This window comes from Nocardioides psychrotolerans (assembly GCF_943371775.1).
In the GTDB taxonomy this organism is placed as follows: Bacteria; Actinomycetota; Actinomycetes; order Propionibacteriales; family Nocardioidaceae; genus Nocardioides; species Nocardioides psychrotolerans_A.
Window position 1 is genome coordinate 1 of sequence record NZ_CALRWD010000043.1, and the last position, 20357, is coordinate 20357.

At 71.8% G+C, this 20357-nt stretch carries 21 protein-coding genes and 1 pseudogene; 12 read left to right on the forward strand and 10 right to left on the reverse strand.

Annotation, left to right across the window (positions count from 1 at the left end; translation table 11 throughout):
* Positions 1–606 (forward strand): annotated as a pseudogene (locus AAG827_RS13110) (type VII secretion protein EccC); the annotation flags it as partial.
* Positions 607–628: 22 nt separating this feature from the next.
* Here AAG827_RS13110 and AAG827_RS13115 read toward each other — a convergent pair.
* Positions 629–1078: a nuclear transport factor 2 family protein gene (locus AAG827_RS13115; protein WP_341926473.1), complete on the reverse strand. Its 450-nt coding sequence runs from the start codon at positions 1076–1078 to the stop codon at positions 629–631.
* 150 nt (positions 1079–1228) lie between these two features.
* On the opposite strand from AAG827_RS13115, the gene AAG827_RS13120 reads away from it, so the two are divergent.
* Positions 1229–1402 (forward strand): hypothetical protein, encoded by a 174-nt coding sequence (locus AAG827_RS13120; RefSeq protein ID WP_341926475.1) that lies wholly within the window; start codon positions 1229–1231, stop codon positions 1400–1402.
* Positions 1403–1538: 136 nt separating this feature from the next.
* On the opposite strand, the gene AAG827_RS13125 is transcribed toward AAG827_RS13120, so the two are convergent.
* Complete coding sequence (locus AAG827_RS13125; protein ID WP_341926477.1) at positions 1539–2231, reverse strand: type 1 glutamine amidotransferase domain-containing protein; 693 nt, start codon at positions 2229–2231, stop codon at positions 1539–1541.
* 83 nt (positions 2232–2314) lie between these two features.
* A complete protein-coding gene (locus tag AAG827_RS13130; protein WP_341926479.1) occupies positions 2315–3871 on the reverse strand; it encodes a helicase HerA-like domain-containing protein in 1557 nt (518 codons plus the stop codon).
* Between the two features lie 54 nt (positions 3872–3925).
* Between AAG827_RS13130 and AAG827_RS13135 the strand changes: the two genes are divergently transcribed.
* Together AAG827_RS13135 and AAG827_RS13140 are read left to right on the forward strand one after the other, a co-directional pair.
* The gene (locus AAG827_RS13135) at positions 3926–4222 is read left to right on the forward strand and encodes a type II toxin-antitoxin system VapB family antitoxin (RefSeq protein WP_341926482.1); all 297 of its coding nucleotides are present in this window, start codon (positions 3926–3928) and stop codon (positions 4220–4222) included.
* A 1-nt stretch (position 4223) separates the two neighbouring features.
* Positions 4224–4823, forward strand: coding sequence for a LytR C-terminal domain-containing protein (locus AAG827_RS13140; RefSeq protein ID WP_341926484.1), 600 nt, complete (start codon positions 4224–4226; stop codon positions 4821–4823).
* On the opposite strand, the gene AAG827_RS13145 is transcribed toward AAG827_RS13140, so the two are convergent.
* Complete coding sequence (locus AAG827_RS13145) at positions 4756–6276, reverse strand: potassium/proton antiporter (RefSeq protein ID WP_341926486.1); 1521 nt, start codon at positions 6274–6276, stop codon at positions 4756–4758. The genes AAG827_RS13140 and AAG827_RS13145 overlap by 68 nt on opposite strands.
* A gap of 103 nt (positions 6277–6379) precedes the next feature.
* Between AAG827_RS13145 and AAG827_RS13150 the strand changes: the two genes are divergently transcribed.
* From AAG827_RS13150 to AAG827_RS13160, 3 genes are read left to right on the forward strand one after another with little or no spacing between them, the layout of a single operon-like run.
* Positions 6380–7870, forward strand: coding sequence for an FAD-binding protein (locus AAG827_RS13150; RefSeq protein WP_341926487.1), 1491 nt, complete (start codon positions 6380–6382; stop codon positions 7868–7870).
* Between the two features lie 10 nt (positions 7871–7880).
* On the forward strand, positions 7881–9074 hold the full coding sequence (locus tag AAG827_RS13155; RefSeq protein ID WP_341926488.1) for a pyridoxal phosphate-dependent aminotransferase: 1194 nt from the start codon (positions 7881–7883) through the stop codon (positions 9072–9074).
* Positions 9071–9865, forward strand: coding sequence for an inositol monophosphatase family protein (locus AAG827_RS13160; protein WP_341926489.1), 795 nt, complete (start codon positions 9071–9073; stop codon positions 9863–9865). Before AAG827_RS13155 ends, AAG827_RS13160 begins: the two co-directional genes overlap by 4 nt.
* Here AAG827_RS13160 and AAG827_RS13165 read toward each other — a convergent pair.
* Positions 9837–11162: a serine/threonine protein kinase gene (locus AAG827_RS13165; protein WP_341926490.1), complete on the reverse strand. Its 1326-nt coding sequence runs from the start codon at positions 11160–11162 to the stop codon at positions 9837–9839. The two genes, AAG827_RS13160 and AAG827_RS13165, sit on opposite strands and share 29 nt — an antisense overlap.
* A 117-nt stretch (positions 11163–11279) precedes the next feature.
* Here AAG827_RS13165 and AAG827_RS13170 point away from each other — a divergent pair, with 117 nt between their 5' ends.
* From AAG827_RS13170 to AAG827_RS13180, 3 genes are read left to right on the forward strand one after another with little or no spacing between them, the layout of a single operon-like run.
* A complete protein-coding gene (locus tag AAG827_RS13170) occupies positions 11280–11711 on the forward strand; it encodes a hypothetical protein (RefSeq protein ID WP_341926491.1) in 432 nt (143 codons plus the stop codon).
* The gene (locus AAG827_RS13175; protein ID WP_341926492.1) at positions 11708–12634 is read left to right on the forward strand and encodes a hypothetical protein; all 927 of its coding nucleotides are present in this window, start codon (positions 11708–11710) and stop codon (positions 12632–12634) included. Before AAG827_RS13170 ends, AAG827_RS13175 begins: the two co-directional genes overlap by 4 nt.
* Positions 12631–13989 carry a hypothetical protein gene (locus AAG827_RS13180; protein ID WP_341926493.1) on the forward strand — a complete coding sequence of 453 codons (1359 nt, stop codon included), beginning with the start codon at positions 12631–12633 and terminating at the stop codon, positions 13987–13989. Before AAG827_RS13175 ends, AAG827_RS13180 begins: the two co-directional genes overlap by 4 nt.
* A gap of 19 nt (positions 13990–14008) precedes the next feature.
* On the opposite strand, the gene AAG827_RS13185 is transcribed toward AAG827_RS13180, so the two are convergent.
* A complete protein-coding gene (locus tag AAG827_RS13185) occupies positions 14009–15436 on the reverse strand; it encodes a VWA domain-containing protein (RefSeq protein WP_341926494.1) in 1428 nt (475 codons plus the stop codon).
* Complete coding sequence (locus tag AAG827_RS13190) at positions 15433–16296, reverse strand: MoxR family ATPase (RefSeq protein ID WP_341926495.1); 864 nt, start codon at positions 16294–16296, stop codon at positions 15433–15435. Before AAG827_RS13190 ends, AAG827_RS13185 begins: the two co-directional genes overlap by 4 nt.
* Positions 16297–16450: 154 nt before the next feature.
* Between AAG827_RS13190 and AAG827_RS13195 the strand changes: the two genes are divergently transcribed.
* Positions 16451–16831: a hypothetical protein gene (locus AAG827_RS13195; protein ID WP_341926497.1), complete on the forward strand. Its 381-nt coding sequence runs from the start codon at positions 16451–16453 to the stop codon at positions 16829–16831.
* Here AAG827_RS13195 and AAG827_RS13200 read toward each other — a convergent pair.
* The 3 genes from AAG827_RS13200 to AAG827_RS13210 all read right to left on the reverse strand — a co-directional run bounded on the left by AAG827_RS13200 (position 16828) and on the right by AAG827_RS13210 (position 18722).
* The gene (locus tag AAG827_RS13200; protein ID WP_341926499.1) at positions 16828–17607 is read right to left on the reverse strand and encodes a crotonase/enoyl-CoA hydratase family protein; all 780 of its coding nucleotides are present in this window, start codon (positions 17605–17607) and stop codon (positions 16828–16830) included. The two genes, AAG827_RS13195 and AAG827_RS13200, sit on opposite strands and share 4 nt — an antisense overlap.
* Positions 17608–17632: 25 nt before the next feature.
* Entirely contained in the window at positions 17633–18247 is a 615-nt protein-coding gene (locus tag AAG827_RS13205; RefSeq protein ID WP_341926500.1) for a DUF305 domain-containing protein, read from the reverse strand.
* A 73-nt stretch (positions 18248–18320) separates the two neighbouring features.
* On the reverse strand, positions 18321–18722 hold the full coding sequence (locus AAG827_RS13210; RefSeq protein WP_341926501.1) for a hypothetical protein: 402 nt from the start codon (positions 18720–18722) through the stop codon (positions 18321–18323).
* A gap of 80 nt (positions 18723–18802) precedes the next feature.
* Here AAG827_RS13210 and AAG827_RS13215 point away from each other — a divergent pair, with 80 nt between their 5' ends.
* Positions 18803–20290 carry an MFS transporter gene (locus AAG827_RS13215; protein ID WP_341926503.1) on the forward strand — a complete coding sequence of 496 codons (1488 nt, stop codon included), beginning with the start codon at positions 18803–18805 and terminating at the stop codon, positions 20288–20290.
* Positions 20291–20357 lie beyond the last annotated feature (67 nt).

Below are 20357 nucleotides of genomic sequence, written 5' to 3' on the forward strand. Positions count from 1 at the left end.
GGTCGGTCCGGCAAGAGCGGACTGCTGCGGTCCTACGCCCACGAGGTGATGCGCACCCGCACCGCCAAGGAGGCCCAGATCATCGTCGTCGACTACCGACGCTCGCTGCTCGGCGAGGTGCCCGAGGACTACCTGGTCAACTACCTGACCTCCGCCACGCAGGCCGGGCCCGCCCTCAAGGACCTCGCGACCTACCTCGAGAGCCGCATCCCCGGACCCGACGTCACGCCCGACCAGCTGCGCAACCGCAGCTGGTGGACCGGCGCCGAGGTCTTCGTGATCGTCGACGACTACGACCTGGTCGCGACCCAGCAGACCTCGCCGGTCGCGGTGCTGCAGCCGCTGATAGCGCAGGCCCGCGACGTGGGCCTGCACCTGGCGGTCGCCCGGCGCTCGGGTGGTGCCTCGCGCGCGCTCTACGAGCCGGTCATCCAGTCGATGCGCGACCTCGCGATGCCCGGCCTGATGCTCTCGGGCAGCCCCGACGAGGGGCCGCTGCTGGGCAACCTGCGCCCGATGCCGCTGCCCGCGGGCCGCGGGCGCCTGATCACCCGCGACCGTGGCACCGAGGTCGTCCAGACGGCCTGGACCGAGCCCTCGCTCTGAGCCGCTGTCGTGATCGGTCGGCTCAGGTGTGCGTGTGCACGCCCGGGCCGTTGATCTTCAGGCTCGGCAGGTCGTCGAGGTTGTAGGTCAGCTCGAAGGTGCGCCGGTAGCCGGTGTGCGCGACCCGCCAGCCCTCCGGCGTGCGCACGTAGCGGTCGGTGTAGAACGCCGCGCCCTCGAGCATGAAGCGGAACGCCTCGACGATCACCTTGTCCTGGAGGTACCACCGGGCCGTCGCCTCGTCGCCGTCGATGGTGATCTCCGGGTGGTGGACCTGGTGCATCGTGATCAGGCCCTCCCCGAGGTTCTCCCGCATGTAGGCCACGAGCGCCGCGCGGTCGGCGAAGACCAGGCCGTTGTAGTCGCCGGTCGCCTCGGGCAGGAAGCACGCCTCGAAGTCGTCCCAGGCCTTGGTGTCGAGGGTCCGCAGGTAGCGGTACTTGAGCTGGCAGATGTCGTCGTAGTCGGTCACGGCTCGCAATCTAGCGAGGACTGTGGGCGGGATCACGTGGTTGCCGGTGCTGATGAGACGTGGATGTAACCACGGGTCAACCTGCCGGCGATGTTGGCAGCGCACGCTGGATCCACCCAGCAGCCAGGAACGACCAGAGGGAGACCCCCGATGAACGCGAAGATCACCACCGCCACCGAGACCGACGAGGCCCGCGAGAAGCGCGCCGCCCTCAAGCTGCGCCACGCCCGCGGCCTCACCTCCCTCATGGACGAGCGCGCCGACCTGCGCGGCGTCCACGCCCTCGCCGACATGGTCGACGACGCCGTGCGCTGGAGCGCGTGAAAGAGACTTCGTCTCTTCCATTGGAAGTACTCGCTCCGCTCGTACTTCCGGTGAGACTGGCAACCACCTGACATGACACGAGGCGCCGACCCGTCGGGGGGTCGGCGCCTCGTCGTACGTCGTGGGGCGGGGTGCCTCAGAGGGCCTTCAGGATCTCCTGGGCCAGCGGGCCGGACGACGCCGGGTTCTGACCGGTGAACAGCGAGCGGTCGACGACCACGTGCTCGGACCACGGGTCGGCCTCCTGGAAGTCGATGCCGAGCTCGACGAGGCGGTCCTGGAGCAGCCACGGGGCCTTGTCGGCCAGTCCGGCCTGGGTCTCCTCGGCGTTGGTGAAGCCGGTCGCGCGGTAGCCGGCGAAGGGCGACGCGCCCTGGTCGTCGGTGGTCGCGAGGAGCGCGGCCGGGGCGTGGCACACGATGCCGAGCGGCTTGCCGGAGGCCAGGGTGCTGGTGAGCAGCGCGCCGGAGGTGGCGTCGACGGCGAGGTCCTCCATCGGGCCGTGGCCGCCGGGGTAGAAGACGGCGGCGTAGTCGTCGAGGACGACGTCGCTCAGGTCGCTCGGGGCGGAGAGCTGCGCGATGGTGTCGAGCTCGTCCTTGATCGCGTCGGCATTGGCCTGGCCGCCGTTGGCGTCCGCGGCGAGGCTGCCCTGGTCGACCACGGGGACGACTCCGCCCGGGGTGGCGATCTCGACGGTGTGGCCGGCCGCGACGAACTCACGGTAGGGCGCGACGAGCTCCTCGGCCCAGAAGCCGGTCGGGTGCTGGGTGCCGTCCTTCAGCGTCCAGTGCTGGGCTCCGGTGACCACGAACAGGATCTTGCTCATCTGTGCTCCTTCGAGTGGGGGTTGCTCCGTGCACAACCGGTGCCCCCGACGAGACATTCCGACGCGCGGGGGTGACGAGGCCCTCAGCGTCGACCGGTCTTGAACATCCCCCGCGCGATCTCGCGGGCCGCGGTGCGCATGAAGTCCTTGAACGCACCGGACTGCACGACGTCGCGCACGAGGCCGCCCTCCTCCTGCTTCGAGCCCGTACGACGGGTCCCGGAGGTCGGCTTCGTGCTCGCGGCCGCCTCGGCCTCGCGCTTGCGCGCCCCCTCCTCGAGCTTGGCCGCGAGCAGCTCACGGGCCGACTCGCGGTCGACCGGCTCGGCGTAGCGGGCCTGACGGGGGCTCGCGGCGACCGTCGCCTGCATCGCCGCCGGGTCGCTGGGACCCATGAGCGACTCGGGCGCCCGCAGCCGCGTCCAGGCGACGGGCGTGGGAGCACCGCGCTCGTTCATGACGGTGACCACGGCCTCGCCGATGCCGAGGCTCGTGATGACCTCGCCGAGGTCGGGGTAGGCGCTGGTCGGGTAGGTGCTGACGGTGGCCTTGAGCGCCTTGGCGTCGTTGGGCGTGTGGGCGCGCAGCTGGTGCTGGATCCGCGAGCCGAGCTGGGCCAGCACCTCGTCGGGGACGTCGGTCGGGCTCTGGGTGACGAAGAAGACGCCGACCCCCTTGGAGCGGATCAGCCGCACGGTCTGGGCGATCTGGTCGAGGAACTCATCCGAGGCGTCGTCGAAGAGCAGGTGCGCCTCGTCGAAGAAGAAGACCAGCTTGGGCCGGTCGATGTCGCCCACCTCGGGCAGGTCGTGGAAGAGGTCCGCCAGCAGCCACATCAGGAAGGTGGAGAAGACCGCGGGACGGTCCTGGAGGTTCGGCAGCTCGACGAGCGAGATCAGGCCCTTGCCGTCGGGAGTGGTCTGGAGGAGGTCGGCGGAGGCGAACTCCGGCTCTCCGAAGAAGGCGTCGGCCCCCTGGTCCTGGAAGCCGATCAGCTCGCGCAGGATCACGCCGGCCGTCGCCGAGGACAGACCACCGAGCGCCTTGAGCTCGGGCTTGCCCTCGTCGCTGGTCAGGTGCGCGACCACGGCGCGCAGGTCGGCGAGGTCCAGCAGCGGCAGGCCGGCCTGGTCGGCGTAGTGGAAGACCAGGCCGAGGCTCGACTCCTGGGTGTCGTTGAGCCCGAGCACCTTGCTCAGCAGGGTCGGGCCGAAGGCGCTCATGGTGACGCGAAGCGGGATGCCCGTGCCCTCGCCACCGATCGCGTAGTACTCCACCGGGAAGCCCGTCGCCGTCCACTGCTGACCCACGGAGGACGCGCGGGCGGTGATCTTGTCGCCGCCCGCCCCCGGCGTCGCGAGGCCGGACAGGTCGCCCTTGATGTCGGCGGCGAACACCGGGACACCCTGGGCACTGAGCTGCTCGGCGAGCAGCTGGAGGGTCTTGGTCTTGCCCGTGCCCGTCGCGCCGGCCACGAGGCCGTGCCGGTTGAGCATCGCCAGGGGGATCCGGATCGACGTCGAGCCCAGCGTCGTCGCGTCGAGCATCAGCCCGCCGAGCTCGAGGGCCGCCCCCTCGAAGGTGTAGCCCGGGGCGATCGTCTGCTCGAGGGCGCCGGTCTCCGGCGGATTCTGCGTCATGGGCTCCATGTAACCAGCCCCATGATTCAGCAGAGGGCCCTTTACACTCGCGAGGTGATCTTCAAACGCGTCGGTGAGGGCCGGCCCTACCCCGAGCACGGGCTCTCGCCCCGCGCCTGGGCCGGCGTGCCCCCGCGCCAGGTGCGTCTGGACGAGCTGGTCACGACCAAGGACACCCTGCAGCTCGCGGCGCTCCTCGACGAGGACTCGACGTTCTACGGCGACCTCTTCGCCCACGTCGTGCAGTGGGAGGGCGAGTACTACCTCGAGGACGGCCTTCACCGCGCCCTACGGGCCGCCCTCCAGCAGCGCCTGGTCCTGCACGCCCGCGTCCATCGGCTGGAGGTCTGACATGGCAGAGATGGCACTCGCCCGGATCCGCTCGGCGGTGACCCTGCTGGCGCTGCTGGCGCTGCTCCTCGCCGGCGTCGCCTGGGGCTGGTCGGCCATGACCGAGCCGTTCCCCGAGAGCGCCGAGGTCTCGATCTGCGACGAGACGACCGTCCCGGCCGGCACGAAGGTCTACCCCGACCAGGTGACCGTCAGCGTGGCCAACGCCGGCACCCGCGAGGGTCTCGCCGGGCGCACGATGCAGCTGCTCGTCGACGCGGGCTTCGGCCGCGGCCAGACCAGCAACGCGCCCTCCGGCACCGACGTCGACTACGCCGAGATCTGGACCGACGACCCCGAGAATCCCGCCGTCCGCCTGCTCAAGGGCAAGCTGGGCCGCGATGCGACGGTCGTGCGCCGTGACACGACGATGGTCGGTGTGACCGTGATCGTGGGCGACGACTTCACCCGCCTGCGCGAGGGAGGAGCCTGGACCAAGTCCGACCAGGACTCCCAGGTCTGCATCCCCACGGCCCCCGAGCCGGACGACGGCGTCACTCCCGAGGCGCTCGTCCAGCAGGGGGCTCGTCCAGCCACTGGGCGAGACGGCCTCCGCGGCTGACCTGCCGCAGCCGCTCCTCGGTGCGCTCGCGTGCCTTGCGGGGCGTCACGATGAGCAGCTCGTCGCCGTGGCGCAGGACCGAGCGGGCCTGCGGCACCTTGGTCTCCCCGTCGCGGATGATCAACGAGATGGACGCCCCAGGAGGCAGCCGCAGCTCGCTGACCTCGACACCGTGCATCAACGACGCGGGGCTGATGGTGACCTGGAGCAGGTCGGCGGCGACCCGCTCGAGCGGAGCGGCCTCGAGCTCCAGGTCGCGAGGCTCGCCGCGGCGGGTCACCTTGAGCACGCGGGCCACGAGCGGCAGCGTCGGACCGGTGAGGAGCGTGTAGACCACGACCATCACGAAGACGATGTCGAAGAGGCGCTCGGCCCCCTCGACCCCCTCCGAGAGCGGGATCGTCGTGAAGACGATCGGCACCGCGCCGCGCAGGCCGGCCCAGGAGAGGAAGCCCAGCTCGCGCCAGGGCATCGGCTGGACCAGGGCGCTGACCAGCACCGACACGGGGCGCGCGACGAACGTCAGGATCAGACCAGCGGCGAGGGCCAGACCGACCGTCTCGAGCGAGAGGCGTCCCGGGGAGAGCAGCAGCCCGAGCATCACGAAGAGCCCGATCTGGGCGAGCCAGGCGATCCCCTCGGAGAACGACCGGGTCGCACCGCGGTGGGGCAGTTCGGAGTTGCCGAGCACGAGGGCGGCGACGTAGACGGCGGCGAAGCCGGAGGCGTGCACGGCGACCCCGCCGGCGTAGGCGAAGATCGTCAGGCAGAGCACGGCGATCGGGTAGAGCCCGGAGGACGGCAACGCCGCGCGTCGCATCACCCACGCGCCACCGAAGCCGACCGCCAGGCCGATCAGCACCCCGGCGGCGAGCTCGAAGACGATGGTCGCCACCATCATCAGCACGCCCTCCTCGGCCGCGGCGCCGGTGGACACCAGCACCACCAGGACCACGGTGGGCGCGTCGTTGAGGCCGGACTCCGCCTCCAGCGACCCCGTCAGGCGCTTGGGGAGCGGGACCACGCGGAGGACCGAGAAGACCGCGGCGGCGTCGGTGGCGGACGTGACGGCACCGAGGAGCACCGCCAGCTCCCAGGGCAGCCCGAGGAGGTAGTGGCTGCCGACCGCGACGATCGCGACCGAGACGCTCACCCCGATCGTCGCCAGCGAGACCCCGAGTCGCATGGCGGGACGGATCTCGCGCCAGCTGGTCGTCAGACCACCCTCGGCCAGGATCAGCACCAGCGCCGCGAATCCCAGGGCGTGCGCCAGCTCGGCGTCCTCGAAGCCGATCCCGACCCCGGACTCGCCGAGGGCGACGCCCATCAACAGGTAGAGCAACAGGCTCGGGAGACCGGCGCGGGAGGACACGCGCACGGCCATGATCGCCAGCAGCGTGACGACAGAGCCCACCAGCAGGAAGGTGTCGAGCTGGTGGACGTCGAAACTCATGTCACCTCGTCGGGCCAGGCGGGGCGGCGGACACGCAGTCTATCGGTCCGCGGGACCTGGCCGTCCGCTCGCACGAAACTGGAACTTGTTCTAGATTTGCCCCATGAGCACCGACTCCGTCCGCAAGGGCACGACCATCCCCGACGTCGTGCCGGCGGCCGACCTGCCTGCTGACGCGCCGTCGTACGACGTGGTCGTGGTGGGCTTCGGCATCGCCGGCGGGTGCGCGGCACTCGAGGCGGCGCGGGCCGGCGCCTCGGTGCTGCTGCTGGAGAGGGCCGCGGTCCACGGCGGGACGTCGAGCATGTCGGGCGGGCACTTCTACCTCGGCGGCGGCACGGCGGTGCAGGTCGCGACGGGCCAGGAGGACAGTGCCGAGGCGATGTACGACTACCTCGTCGCAGCGGCCAAGGAGCCCGAGCCGGACAAGATCCGCGTCTACTGCGACGAGTCGGTCGAGCACTTCGAGTGGCTCGAGGCCCTGGGCTTCGAGTTCGAGCGCAGCTTCTATCCCGAGAAGGCCGTGATCCAGCCCGGCACGCAGGGGCTGATGTTCACCGGCAACGAGAAGGTCTGGCCCTTCCGCGACATCGCGAAGCCCGCTGCCCGCGGCCACAAGGTCCCCGTGCCCGGCGACACCGAGGGCACCCGGATCGTCATGGACCTGCTCCGGGAGCGCGTCGAGGAGGCGGGCGTGACCGTCCGCTACGAGACCGGCGTGACCAACCTCGTCGTCGCCGACGACGGCGCGATCGCGGGCGTCGCCTGGCGCTCGTTCGACGAGACCGGCCTGGTCGGCGCCCCCTCGGTGGTCGTCGCCGCGGGCGGCTTCGTGATGAACGCCGACATGGTCGCCGAGCACACGCCCGCGCTCGGGTCCAAGCTCTTCACCCTCGGGTCGACCTACGACGACGGGCTGGGCATCCGCCTCGGCGTCTCGGTGGGCGCCGAGCTCAAGCACATGGACGAGCCGTTCATCACCGCGCCGCTCTATCCCCCTTCGGTCCTGGTCAAGGGCCTGCTGGTCAACCAGCAGGGCGAGCGCTTCGTCGCCGAGGACAGCTATCACTCGCGCACCTCGCAGCTGGTGATGGAGCAGACCGACTCGGCGGCCTACCTGATCGTCGACAGCGAGCACGTCGAGCACCCCCAGATGCCGCTGGTCCCCCTGATCGACGGCTACGAGACGCTCGAGGAGATGGCGACCGCGCTCTCGCTGCCCCTCGACGCGCTGCGCACGACCCTGGAGCGCTACAACGAGCACGCCGCCCGCGGCGAGGACCCCGACTTCCACAAGGCGCCCGACTGGCTGGCCGCCCAGTCCACCGGCCCCTGGTTCGTCTTCGACGTGCGGCTGGGCCACGCGCTCTACGCCGGTTTCACGCTCGGTGGCATGCGGGTCACCGTGGACGGCGAGGTCCAGCGGCCCGACGGCAGCGTCGTCACCGGCCTCTACGCCGCCGGCGCCTGCGCCTCCAACCTGGCCCAGGACGGCAAGGGCTACTGCTCGGGCACCCAGCTCGGCGAGGGCTCGTTCTTCGGCCGTCGGGCCGGTCGCCATGCGGCCGCCGCCCGCGTGGGCGTGCCCGCGTAGCCTCGCCTGCGTGACGAACCGCCTCCAGGTGGCGCAGCGCGCCAACGTGCCACCGTTCCACGTCATGGACCTGCTGGAGGCCTCCGCCCGGCGCCAGCGCAGCCACGGCGACGTGATCAACCTGCTCGCCGGGCAGCCCAGCACGGGCGCACCGGAGCCTGTGCGCGCCGAGGCGGTCCGGCTGCTCGAGTCGGGCGACCCGTTGGGCTACACCCCGGCGGTCGGGATCCTCGAGCTGCGCGAGGCGATCGCGGGCCACCACCGGCGCGTGCACGGCATCGAGGTCGACCCCGACCAGGTCGTGGTGACGACCGGCTCCAGCGGCGGTTTCCTGCTGGCCTTCCTGGCGGCGTTCGAGGTCGGCGACCGCGTCGCCATGGCCCGACCGGGCTACCCCTGCTACCGCAACGTCCTGGCCGCGCTGGGCTGTGAGGTGGTCGAGATCGCCACCGGTCCCGAGACGCGCTTCCAGCCGACCGTCGACCAGCTCGAGGCCCTGCACGCCGAGGGCCCCGGACTGAAGGGGCTCGTCGTCGCGAGCCCGGCCAACCCGACCGGCACGATGCTGCTGCCCGAGGAGCTGGCCGCCATCGCGCGCTGGTGCGAGCAGGAGGGCGTGCAGCTGATCTCCGACGAGATCTACCACGGCATCGAGTACGCCGGCCTCGACGACGAGAGCGCCTCCCTGGCCCGCTCCGCGTGGGAGACCAGCCGCGAGGCCGTCGTGTTCTCGAGCTTCTCCAAGTTCTTCTCCATGACCGGTTGGCGGATCGGCTGGATGCTCGTCCCGGACCGGCTGCGGCGTGCCGTCGACGTGCTCACCGGCAACTTCACGATCTGCCCGCCGGTCCTCGCGCAGCGAGCCTGCCTGGCCGCCTTCGACGACGCGACCTACGCCGAGCTCGACGGGCACGTGCGTCGCTACGCGCTCAACCGGCAGCTGCTCCTCGACGGGCTTCCCCGGCTCGGGATCGACCGGCTCGCACCGGCCGACGGCGCGTTCTACGTCTACGCCGACGTCGGCCACCTGACCCAGGACTCCATGGCGTTCGCGCACCACACGCTCGAGACCTCGAGCGTCGCCGTGGCACCCGGCGTCGACTTCGACACCGTCGACGGCCACCGGTTCGTCCGCTTCAGCTTCGCGGGGCCGGGCGACGACATCCAGCGGGCGCTGGAGCGCCTGGAGAGGGCGTGGACATGAGGCCCGAGCTGGCCGACGTGCGTCTTGCGATCAGCGCGGCCGAGGCGGGGGCGGAGGTGATCCGGGCTCGCTACGGCGCCCCGGTGGTCAAGAGCTTCAAGTCCGAGCGGGACTTCGCGACCCAGGTCGACCTCGAGGCCGAGCGTGCCGTCCAGGACGCGATCGCGCAGGTCCGCCCCGACGACGCCTTCGAGGGCGAGGAGGTGGGCCTGGTGGGGGCCGCGACCGCCCGTCGTACGTGGTTGGTCGACCCGCTGTGCGGCACCCTCAACTTCGCTGCCGCCACTCCCCTGGTCGCGGTCAACGTCGCGCTCCGGGTCGAGCAGCAGGTCGTCGCCGGAGCGATGGCCGACCCGTTCAGCGGGGAGACCTTCTGGACCGACGGTGAGCGCGCCGTGCGGTCGCTGGCCGGCCAGGACCACGCGTTGACCCCGAGCGGTGACACCCGCCTGGTCGACCTGGACATGGACGGCGACCCCGTCTGGGCCGCCTCCCTGGTCGCGCAGCCGGCCTTCCACACCTGGTTCGGCAGCCGGGTCATCTCCAGCAGCCTGGCGGTCGCCTGGGTGGCGGCCGGGAGGCGGGCGGCCTACGTGCACGCGGGCGACGCGCGCGGCAGCGTCCACTTCGCCGCCGGCGTCGCCGTGTGCCTGGCCGCCGGGTGCGTGGTCACCGACCTGCGAGGAGCCGAGGTCGGGACCACCGGGCACGGGCTGCTCGTCGCGGCCGACGCAGAGACCCACGCCCGGTTGCTGGGCATCGTCAGCGGGCTCGGCGCTCCCACGTCGTGACCCCGGTCGTGCGCGCCGGCTTGGACGCGCTCGCGAAGCCGAGGCCGGGCAGGAAGCCCTTGCGGATGAAGCCGTTGCGCACCCGCTGCGGGTGGTCGCCCACCCTGGTCGTGGTGACGATGCGCTCGGTCGCATAGCTGATGCGCGAGACCGTGTCGGAGCCCGCCCACGAGATGTAGCAGTAGCGGCCGTCGGCGCTGGGCGTCACCCAGTAGGGCTTCAGCCCACCCTTGAGCAAGGGGCTGCGGCGGTCGGTGCGCGCGTCGACCACGGTGGCGTAGTCGGACATGGTGCCGGCGACACAGAGCTTGGTGCCCCGGGGGTTCATCGCGATGCCGTGGTGGGCCGAGTCGAGCAGGTAGGCCTCACGCGGCGTCGTCGGCACCAGGTTGGGCAACCGGACGACCTTGGTGATCCTGCCGCTCGCCCGGTCGAGCCGGAAATAGCCGTGAAAGAACGACAGCTGGAAGTAGATCTGCTTCTCGTCGGGCGAGAGCGTCAGCGGACGCACCGCCGAGCTCACCTCGTCGAGGCCGCGCGCGTCGAGGGCCTCGCGCACGTTGTAGCGACGCAGGATCTTGAAGGTCGTGGCGTCGACCACCTGGAGCACGCGGTCGTCCTTGGTCGGGTCGAGCGCCGGGTCGTCGAGCGGGCTGTAGACCATGCCGATGCTGGCGTGCAGGATCTTGCGGCCGCCGTCGATGAAGACGCTCTCGTGCGGCGAGCCGCCCGAGGCGAACTTCCCGACCTGCTTGCCGTCGGAGACCCGCAGGACGTGCACGACGTTGCCGGTCGAGGCGCTGACGACGACGCGCTTGCCGTCGGGCGAGACGGCCATGTGGTCGGAGCGCACGCCGTCGACGGCGAAGCGCCACACGATCTTCTTGGTGCGCAGGCTGATCGCGACCACGTCGCCGAAGGAGGGCCGGGAGATCACGACGAGCCGGCCGTCGTTGGAGGAGTACATGTCGTCGACGAACTGGTCGTTGCCCTCGCCGATGAGCTCTCGGATGGCGAGGAAGTAGGCCAGCCGATAGGGGTTGGTGGCGATCTCGCGCATCCGGGCGTCGAAGTCGGGGATCACGTCGAGCTTGCCGACCGGCTTGAAGGTCCGTGGGTCGAGCAGGGTGGCGGTGCCCTCCCAGTTGTTGCCGACGAAGACCACGCGGCGTACGTCGTCGTCCCCGGCGGCCTGGGCCGGAGTGGGCGCACCGAGCGCGAGGACCACGGCCAACCCCGTCACGAGGCTGGTGATCAGGGCTGTGACCAGGGGGGACCGGGTGACCTGGCGGTGCATGGGGTGCTCCTTCGCGACGCTTGGCCCCCCGATCCTGCCGGTGGAGGGCGTTTCGAGAAGGTCCAACGAGGGAAAGCGCCCCAGGACACGTTCAGCCACCCAGGGAGGACCTGACCGATGTACGGCGACACCGACCAGCTGCGCCGACGCGTCGACCAGCTCCGCGAGCAGGGCGTCGACGTGCGCACCCTCGCCGACCAGCTCGTCGCACGCACGGAGAGCCTCGGCTGGACCGGCCGAGCAGCCGAGGCCATGAAGGTGCGCATCCACGAGCGCGCCACCCACCTGCGCGAGGCGGCAGCCGACCACGAGACCGCCGCCGACACCCTCCAGCAGCACCTGACCGACGTGGCCCTCCTCCAGGAGGCCATCGCCCAGCGCGAGCACCAGGCCGCCTCCCTCGTCGCCGACGCCCAGACCCGGGTCGCCCGGGCCGAGGTGGCCGCCCACGACGACCGGGCACTGGTCGACTTCGTCCCCCCGCCGAAGGGCCACCGGGACTGGCTGACCGTCGAGCTCCCCGGACTCCGAGAGGACCGCCAGACGTGACCACGATCGACCTCAGCACTCCCCCGCCGCCCCCGAGCGGACTCCTGGACGCGCTCCCGCGACGGGCGGCGCTCACCCTCGCCGAGCTGCGCCTGGTCGCCGAGCACGCCGGCGGCGCGCCGCTGCCCTTCGACCTGGTGGAGCGACCCGACGCCCCCTCCCTCGACGGTCGGCTCGGGCGGAGCCCGACGTCGACCGAGGACGAGGCCTACACCCGGGCGCTGTCAGCGCTGCACGATCCGTCGGACTCCCTGACCCGTCGCGGACTCATGGTCGGGGGGAGCGTCGACGAGGGCCTGGTGGGTGCCGTCGGCCTGCTCGCCACGCCCACAGTGGCCCTCGACCTCGACGTGACCGCCGGCGCGGTCCAGGCCAAGGCCTGGCACCGCCAGTCGGGTGACGCCGTCGCGACGCTGGCCACGGTCGACGGCATCGTGTTCGAGCTCGCCTGGTTCCCCAACGCCCACTGGCCGGCGGAGCTCGGGAGGGTCGCGGTGATCCCCGAGGACCTCGCCCTCGGCGAGTCGGGTGTCCCCGACGAGGTCGACCTCCCCTACGAGCTGGTGGACGCGGCCGTCGAGGCCCTCCACTCCTCCCGTCCCGAGCTGGTGCCCGTGCTGGTCGCCCAGCACACCGGCTCGGTCCACGACGCCGAGGACCGGCCGTTGACCGACCAGGAGATCGTCGACCTGCTGACCGCCCTGGGCGACGAGACCCGTGGTCGGCTGCGCGCCATGGTCGCCGACGTCTCCAGCGAGGACACCACGGTCGTCGGTGTCGTCTCGTGGGTGCTCCTCGACGACGGTTGGCACGCCCTGTGCCCCCACATGCGCGACGGCCAGCTGCGCGTCGTCGTACGCCACGCCGACCCGAGCGACCTGGCTCCCGACCTCGCGCCCGTCCTCGCGGAGGTGACCTCATGACCGATCAGTCCACCCACGAGTCCGTTCTCACGGCGGCTGCCGTCGAGGACCGCCCGGTGCCGACGTCACGCGTCGAGGAGCTCGACCGCGCCGACAAGTACGACCGGATGATGCGCCTGGCCGCCCTCTTCGACTCCGCGGGCGAGGAGATGCGCCGTCGGGCACGGCTCGGCAGCGACGTGCTCGCCGACCCCGCGCTGCAGGAGTCGGCGCCGCTGTCGCCGCGGACCCACGCCCGCGTCGAGGAGGACGTGCGAGCAGCCACGACAGGCAAGCGCGGGCTGCTGACCCGGTCGATCGAGCTCGACGCCGACGCGTTGGTCCTGCGCGCCACGGTGCTCACCTACCGCTGGATCGACGAGCTCCAGCAGGCCGCCTACGAGACGCTGGGGTCGATCGCCGGTCGCGCCATCGGCTACCTGGCGCCCGAGGTGGCCCTTGGCGGCGCGATCGTCTCGGCCGGCCTGATCGAGACCGACGCCCTCGACCGCGACGGCGTGGCCTCCTACCTCAACGAGCTCGCCGAGAAGAACCCCGAGCTCATGGAGCACGTCACCAGCGGCGGCGGCGGTCTGCTCGACGGGCTGCAGATGCGCTCGTTGCTGACCGCCGGCGTGCTTTCCGGCGAGCGCGGAACGACCGCGGCCCGCGGAGGGCTGCGCGCGATGGGCATCGCGCCCTTCGCTCCCGAGCTCGGGGCCGCGCTGCGCGACACCGCCGGAGGTCTCCTCGATGCCACCGACACGGCTGAGGAGCTCGAGTCCTCCATCTCCGCCGCGCCACGCAGCATCGCGGAGCTGATGAGCGCCCTCGAGCAGGTCACCACGGGCGTCACCGTCCAGCGCGTGGCCGCCGGCCGCTACATCGCCTACCTGCCCGGCCCCACCGTCAGCGACGGCCGCCGGCTGCGGCTCGTCAGCGGTGACCGCACGTCGTACGCCGCCCAGGTGCTGCACGGCATCGAGGCCGCGGTGGCCGGAGACCCGGGCGCCCACGTGATGCTCGTCGGCTCCGCCCAGGGCGGCGTCACCGCCGCCGAGGTCGCGGCCGACCTCACCAGCGACACCTTCGTCGTGGACCAGGTGGTCACGGCGGGGTCGCCCTCGGCGCACGTCCCACGCATCCCGTCGGCCACCCGCGTGCTGTCCCTGGAGGACCGCTCCGACCCGGTGGCGGTGCTCGGCTCCCTCATGAGCGCCGGCACGTCCAACCGCGTGACCGTCGTCTTCGACCGGGAGAGCGTGGACGGCGAGAGCGTCTACGTCACCGGTGGTCGCGCGGCCGACGGCTCGACCCACCCCGAGCTGCGCGCCGAGATCGCCCGCATCCAGGACCTCGGCTACCTGGCCGGTTGAGCCTGCGCGTGCTCATCCCTCAGCCCGCGAGGTCGTGCACGAACTCGCCGAGCTGGGTGAGGTTGCGGCACTCGACCATGTCGACGATCGCGCCGTACGTCGGCGCGGCCGAGTCACCCGTGCCCCAGTGCCGTGCGGCCTCGGGGTTGAGCCACCACGCGTGCCGGGCGGTGCCGGCCAGGCGCTGGAGCACGTCGGCGTGGAGGTCGCTGTAGTTGGACCGCGCGTCGCCCAGGATGAGCAGCGAGGACTTGGGACCCAGGGCGTCGCCGTGGTCCTCCTCGAACTTCGTCAGCGCCCGGCCGTAGTTGGTGCGGCCCCACAGCGCCGCGTGCGCCGTGCTCGCCGCGAGGTCGGCCATGACGTCGACGACGTCGCCGCCGGGCTTGAAGTGGTGGGTCACCTCGTGGACGTGGTCGATGAAGGTGAAGGCCCGGACCTTCTGGAACTGGTCGCGGAGCGCGAAGACCAGCAGCAGCGTGAACTGCGCGAAGTTGGCGACCGACCCGCTGACGTCGCACAGCACGACCAGCTCGGTGCGGTGCGGCCGCTTGGGCTTGTGGTGGGTCACGAGCGGCACCCCTCCCGTCGACATGGACGCGCGGACCGTGCGGCGGAAGTCGAGCGGACCGCGGCGGCGGGCGTGGTGCTCCTGGGTGAGGCGCGAGGCGAGCCGGCGTGCGAGCGGGTAGATCTCGCGGCGCATCTCCTCGAGGTCGGAGCGACGTGCGGAGGTGAAGTCGAGCCGGTCGATGCTGGGTCGGATCGCGACGTTGGCGACGTGGTCGGGACCCTTCTCCTCCGCGATGCGACGTCGGGCGTCGTCCTCGACCTGCCGGGTGAAGGAGCCGATCCTGCGACCGGCCACCCGCTGCGCCTCGTCGTCGTTGCGTCCCTGGGCCAGCAGCGCCGCGACGATCTGGTCGACGAGCTCCTGGGGGGAGACCCGCTGGAGCGCGGTGTAGGCCGACCAGGACGACAGACCGGGGCCGCGGCCGGGCATGGCCCCGAAGCGGCCGACCATCTCTGCCGCCAGCTGCGCCAGGCGCTGCTGGTCGTCCTGGGACAACGCGTCGAGCAGCTCGGCCTGGAACGCCTGCAGGGCCTGGGCGTTGTCGCGGACGCCCTCACCCTCACCCGCCTCGTCGACGCCCTCGTCGCCCGGGTCGCCCGCGCGGGCGCCCTCGCCCACGAGACGCGGGAAGTAGAGGTCGAAGAGCGCGTCGAAGGTCGGCCGCTGGGCCTGGCGCTTGAGCAGGGTGGCGGCGTAGGCATCGTGGATGACTCCGCGGTCGGACCACTCGAGCGCGGTCAGCGCGGCGATCGCGTCGAGGTCCTCCGCGAGCGACACCGACATGCCGGCGCCTCGCAACGCCTCCAGGAAGGAGATGTGACGGTCGACCAGGCCGCTGCGGTGCGGCCCGTGCGTCCCCTGCGGCTGGGTCACTTCTTGAGCCGGAGCTCGCGGATCGCCCGCTCGTGGTCGGAGGCGTGCTTGAGCACGACGCCCAGGGTGTCGTTGATGGCCTTGTCGTCGAGGTCGCGGATCTCGAGGGCGATCAGCGTGCGGGCCCAGTCGACGGACTCGGCGATCGACGGCGCCTTCTTGAGCTCCAGCTCGCGCAGCCGACCGACGGTCGCCACCAGCTGCTCGGCCACGAGGTCGTCGAGGCCGGGCACCTGGGAGGCGACGATCTCGCGCTCCCGCTCGGCGTCGGGGTAGTCGAGGTGCAGGTAGAGGCAGCGTCGCTTGACGGCCTCGGAGAGCTCGCGGCTGGCGTTGGAGGTTAGGACGACGAGCGGCCGACGCACGGCCTCGACCGTGCCGAGCTCGGGGATCGTGACCTGGAAGTCCGACAGCACCTCCAGCAGCAGGCCCTCCACCTCGACATCGGTCTTGTCGACCTCGTCGATGAGCAGCACCGTCGGCTCCTCGCGGCGGATGGCCGTCAGCAGGGGCCGGGTGAGGAGGAACTCCTCGGTGAAGATGTCGTCGTGGGTGGCCGACCACTCCTGGTCGTTGCCCGAGGCCTGGATGCGTAGCAGCTGCTTCTTGTAGTTCCACTCGTAGAGCGCCCGCGCCTCGTCGAGCCCCTCGTAGCACTGCAACCGGACCAGCTCGGCCCCCGTCGCGCGGGCGATCGCCTTGGCCAGCTCGGTCTTGCCGACCCCCGCCGGCCCCTCCACCAGCACCGGCTTCTCCAGCGCCCCGGCGAGGAACGTGGTGGTGGCGGTCGCCGGGTCGGCGAGGTAGCCGACGGCGGTGAGTCGCTCGGCGGCGTCGGCAGGGGAGGCGAACCAGGTCATGGGTTCATCCTCCCCCATGCCGCCGTCGCAGCTGGTCCAGACCGCGGAGGCCCGACAGGCGTCGGTGATCCACGACTCCGTGACTCGTCATCGGGGACGTCGTTTCCCCTGTCGTACGACGCCGACCGATCGCCCTGAGGACAGAGGAGCCGCCATGCGACGCAAGCCACCGCTGCCCCTCGCCCTCGTCCTGTCGCTGACCAAGTCGGTGGTCCTGCTCGTCGTGGTCGCGCTGGGATTCGGACTGATCGGCGGCGGCCAGGTCACGGCCTCGCCCGGCCCCGACGGTGCCGACCAGATCGAGGAGCGCTCCGCGGTCATCGAGCGGGCCATGGCCGAGCACGAGTGCTCGACGACCGGTTTCGCAGCAGGCGTCATCCCCCGCTCCGCCCTGATCCGCCGCGACGACCGGGTGCGACAGGTCTCCTTCGACGAGGGTTGGGAGATCGTCACCGGCGAGGCACCGGGTGTGCTGATCGCGGTGTGCCTCGGGGAGCTCGCGATGCCCCGGACCAGCGGAGTGCCGGCGAGCTAGCCGTCCGACCGGCCGCCGTGGCGTCCCGCACCGGCGGCGAAGCGGGCGGCCCCCTCGAGCGCTCCGGCCTCCAGCGACCGGAGACCGTGCCCGAGCTCCACCTCCAGGGCGGCAGCCTCGTCGAGACCCCACTGGTCGAGCGCCGCGAGCCGGTCGTTCCTCAAGCAGGCCTGGGGAAGCGCGCTCAACGAGAGCGCCAGCGCCTCGGCCTCCGCCCGCGCCGCGCCCGGCGACACGACGCGGTCGGCCAGGCCGATGCGCAGGGCCTCGTCGGCCTCCACCGCGCGTCCGGTGAGGATCAGGTCCATGGCACGTCCCGCTCCGACCAGCCGGGGCAGGCGCACCGTCCCCCCGTCGATGAGCGGCACCCCCCAGCGTCGACAGAAGACGCCGAAGGTCGCGTCGCTCGCGACGACGCGCAGGTCGCACCAGATCGCCAGCTCGAGGCCCCCCGCGACGGCGTACCCCTCGATCGCGGCGACCACGGGCTTGCCGAGCCGCATCCGGGTCGGCCCCATCGGGCCGGGTCCGTCGGGCGTCACCTGGTTGCCGCTCGAGGTGCCGACGGCCTTGAGGTCCGCACCGGCGCAGAAGGTGCCTCCTGCGCCGGTGAGGACCGCGACGGCCTGCGACTCGTCGGCGTCGAAGGCCGCGAACGCCGCGTGCAGGGCTGCGGCGGTCGGGCCGTCGACGGCGTTGCGCGCCTCGGGGCGGTCGATGACCACCGTGGTCACCGGTCCGGCGATCTCGACGCGGACGGTCGGGGATGACGTCATGGCCGCCATCGTGGCGGGCATGGGCTCAGGAGTCGAGCATCTCCTGCATGGTGGCGATCTCCTCGGTCTGGGTCGCCACGATCTGCTCGGCGAGGGAGACGGCGGGCTCGTAGGTGCCGTCCTCCTGCTCGGTCTCCGCCATCGACACCGCGCCCTCGTGGTGCTCGATCATCATCTCGAGCCACAGGTCCTCGAAGTCGGCGTCGGAGGCGTCGGCCAGCTCCTCCAGGTCCTCGTCGCTCATCATGCCGGGCATGTCCATGCCGGTGTCGTCGGCCATGTCGCCCATGTCGTGGCCCTCGGCGTTGGAGTGGTCGCGCACGGTCGCCGGGACCTCCTCGCCCCACTGCTCGAGCCAGTTGCTCATGGTCTCGATCTCAGGCCCCTGGGCGTCACGGATGCCCTCGGCAAGCTGCTGGAAGTCCGGGTCCAGGTCGCGGTCCACGGTCAGGTCGACCATGGTCAGGGCCTGGGCGTGGTGCTGGATCATGTCGGACGCGAACGACACGTCGGCGTCGTTGTGGTCGCCGCTGCTGGTCGGCGAGCCGGTGGAGTCGTCCCCGCCGCACGCCGTGAGGGCGAGGGAGAGGCCGAGGGTCAGCGCGGCGAGGGTCGTGCCGGTCTTGTTGATGGTGCGCATGGGTGTGCTCCGTCTGTGAGGTGCTGCTGGGTGGATGTGCTCGTGGGCGCGGCTCAGCGCGCCGACGCGCTCATCAGCAGCGGATGACGGAGAACTGCCAGACCGGAGGTGGACCGGTCCCGCTGGGGGACGCTCGCAGCCGCGGGACGAGGCTGCGCGCCCTCCCCACGTCGTACGACGGGAGGTGGCTGCGGGCGCGCAGCGCGACGAGCAGCAGCGCGATCGCGGAGGCGAGCACGATGAAGGCGCACAGCATCAGCCCGAGGTGGGCGGGGTCGTGCGCCCCGCCGGTGACGACGGCCACCACAGTCGCAGCAGCCGCGACGGGCTCACCGGCGTGCTCGCCGTGGGCCATCGACGAGTGCGAGGCCGAGGCTGGCTCGTCCGTGAGCGTCGCGCAGTGCTGGCTGAGGACGTGCATGCCCAGGATGCCGAGGATCACCACCGACAGCAGGGCGGGCACGACACGAGGCATGCCCTCAGGGTAGCCACGGCTCGGTCCCGACCCCAGGGCAGTCGCACGCCGGTGTCGGTGCCATCCGCCACCATGGTCGTGTGACCGCACCCGACGCCGCAGCCCCCCTCACCTCACGCGCCCGCACCGTCGCGGTGCTGGTGCTGTTCATGGCGACGTTCATGGACCTGCTCGACACCACGATCGTCAACGTCGCGCTCCCCTCGATCCAGACCGACCTCGAGGCGTCGTCGGCGCAGCTGGAGTGGATCGTCTCGGGCTACGTGCTGGCCTTCGCCGTCGTGCTGATCACGACCGGCCGGCTCGGCGACCTCTACGGCCGCAAACGGGTCTTCCTCATCGGCGTCGCGGGCTTCACCGTCGCCTCGGCCGCGGCCGGTCTCGCCCCCAGCGCCGACGTCCTGGTGGTCTCCCGGCTGGTGCAGGGGCTCTTCGCCGCGACGATGGTCCCGCAGGTGCTGTCGATCATCCAGGTGCTCTACGCCCCGCGCGAGCGCGCCGCGGTGCTCGGTGCGTTCGGTGCCGTCACCGGCACCGCAGCGGTCGCCGGACCGTTGCTGGGCGGCATCCTGACGACCTACGACGTGCTGGGGCTGGAGTGGCGCAGCATCTTCGTGATCAACATCCCCGTCGGCATCGTGCTGCTGGTCGCCGGCGCGATCCTGATCCCCGAGTCCCACGCCCGCGAGCGGGTCCGCCTCGACCTGCCCGGCGCGGCCCTGATCTCGGTCGCGCTCTTCCTGGCCGTCTTCGCCCTCATCGAGGGACGGCCCGAGGGGTGGCCGGCGTGGATCTGGGCGATGCTGGCGGTGAGCATCGTGCTGCTGGTCGTCTTCGTGCTCGTCCAGCGACGCCTGGAGGCCTCCGGAGGGGAGCCGTTGGTCCCACCGACGCTCTTCCGCGACCGGGGCTTCTCGGCCGGCATGGTCACGGCGTTCGCCTTCTTCGGCTCCATCGGCGCCTACTTCTTCGTCATCGTCATCTACCTCCAGGTGGGACTGGGGTTCACCCCCATCGGCGCCGCCGTGACCACGCTGCCCTTCAGCCTGGGCGCGTTCCTCGCCAGCGGTGCCTCCGTGCCGCTCGTCGCCAAGCTCGGCAAGGGCCTGGTGTTCGTCGGGCTCGTCGCCTTCGCCTCCGCGGTCGCCTGGACCGGACAGACCGTGGCCCACCACGGCGACGCCCTGGGCAAGGCCGACCTGATCGGGCCGATGCTGCTGGGCGGCGCCGGCCTCGCCTTCGCCGCCATCCCCCTGCTTGACGTGGCCCTGGCCAACATCGACGTCCGCTACGCCGGGGCCGCCTCGGGCGTCTTCGGCACCTTCCAGCAGATCGGCGCCGCCCTCCTGCTCGCCGTCGTCGGCGTGGTCTTCTTCGAGACCGCCGGCACGGTCTTCTCGCCCGCGGGCCTGCGCGACGCCCTGCTCGCCTCCCTGTGGGTGCCCGGCCTGTCCCTCGGCGTCGCCGCCCTCGCGAGCCTGCTGCTGCCGAGCGTCGCCGCCGTGCGGCACCACAAGGACCTGGCCGAGGCCCTCGAGCTCGCCGAGGCCGAGGCCACCACGACCTGAGACCCCCAGCGGCAGGGACCCGAGAAGCAGGAGACCCCGCCCAGATCGACGTCTGGACGGGGTCTCA

What these genes read in the sequence shown, in the direction of transcription:
- AAG827_RS13120 (WP_341926475.1), top strand. Translation starts at nt 1,229, where the DNA reads ATGAACGCGAAGATCACCACCGCCACCGAGACCGACGAGGCCCGCGAG.
- AAG827_RS13125 (WP_341926477.1), bottom strand. Translation starts at nt 2,231, where the DNA reads ATGAGCAAGATCCTGTTCGTGGTCACCGGAGCCCAGCACTGGACGCTG.
- AAG827_RS13130 (WP_341926479.1), bottom strand. Translation starts at nt 3,871, where the DNA reads ATGACGCAGAATCCGCCGGAGACCGGCGCCCTCGAGCAGACGATCGCC.
- AAG827_RS13140 (WP_341926484.1), top strand. Translation starts at nt 4,224, where the DNA reads ATGGCAGAGATGGCACTCGCCCGGATCCGCTCGGCGGTGACCCTGCTG.
- AAG827_RS13145 (WP_341926486.1), bottom strand. Translation starts at nt 6,276, where the DNA reads ATGAGTTTCGACGTCCACCAGCTCGACACCTTCCTGCTGGTGGGCTCT.
- AAG827_RS13150 (WP_341926487.1), top strand. Translation starts at nt 6,380, where the DNA reads ATGAGCACCGACTCCGTCCGCAAGGGCACGACCATCCCCGACGTCGTG.
- AAG827_RS13160 (WP_341926489.1), top strand. Translation starts at nt 9,071, where the DNA reads ATGAGGCCCGAGCTGGCCGACGTGCGTCTTGCGATCAGCGCGGCCGAG.
- AAG827_RS13165 (WP_341926490.1), bottom strand. Translation starts at nt 11,162, where the DNA reads ATGCACCGCCAGGTCACCCGGTCCCCCCTGGTCACAGCCCTGATCACC.
- AAG827_RS13170 (WP_341926491.1), top strand. Translation starts at nt 11,280, where the DNA reads ATGTACGGCGACACCGACCAGCTGCGCCGACGCGTCGACCAGCTCCGC.
- AAG827_RS13180 (WP_341926493.1), top strand. Translation starts at nt 12,631, where the DNA reads ATGACCGATCAGTCCACCCACGAGTCCGTTCTCACGGCGGCTGCCGTC.
- AAG827_RS13190 (WP_341926495.1), bottom strand. Translation starts at nt 16,296, where the DNA reads ATGACCTGGTTCGCCTCCCCTGCCGACGCCGCCGAGCGACTCACCGCC.
- AAG827_RS13195 (WP_341926497.1), top strand. Translation starts at nt 16,451, where the DNA reads ATGCGACGCAAGCCACCGCTGCCCCTCGCCCTCGTCCTGTCGCTGACC.
- AAG827_RS13200 (WP_341926499.1), bottom strand. Translation starts at nt 17,607, where the DNA reads ATGACGTCATCCCCGACCGTCCGCGTCGAGATCGCCGGACCGGTGACC.
- AAG827_RS13205 (WP_341926500.1), bottom strand. Translation starts at nt 18,247, where the DNA reads ATGCGCACCATCAACAAGACCGGCACGACCCTCGCCGCGCTGACCCTC.
- AAG827_RS13210 (WP_341926501.1), bottom strand. Translation starts at nt 18,722, where the DNA reads ATGCCTCGTGTCGTGCCCGCCCTGCTGTCGGTGGTGATCCTCGGCATC.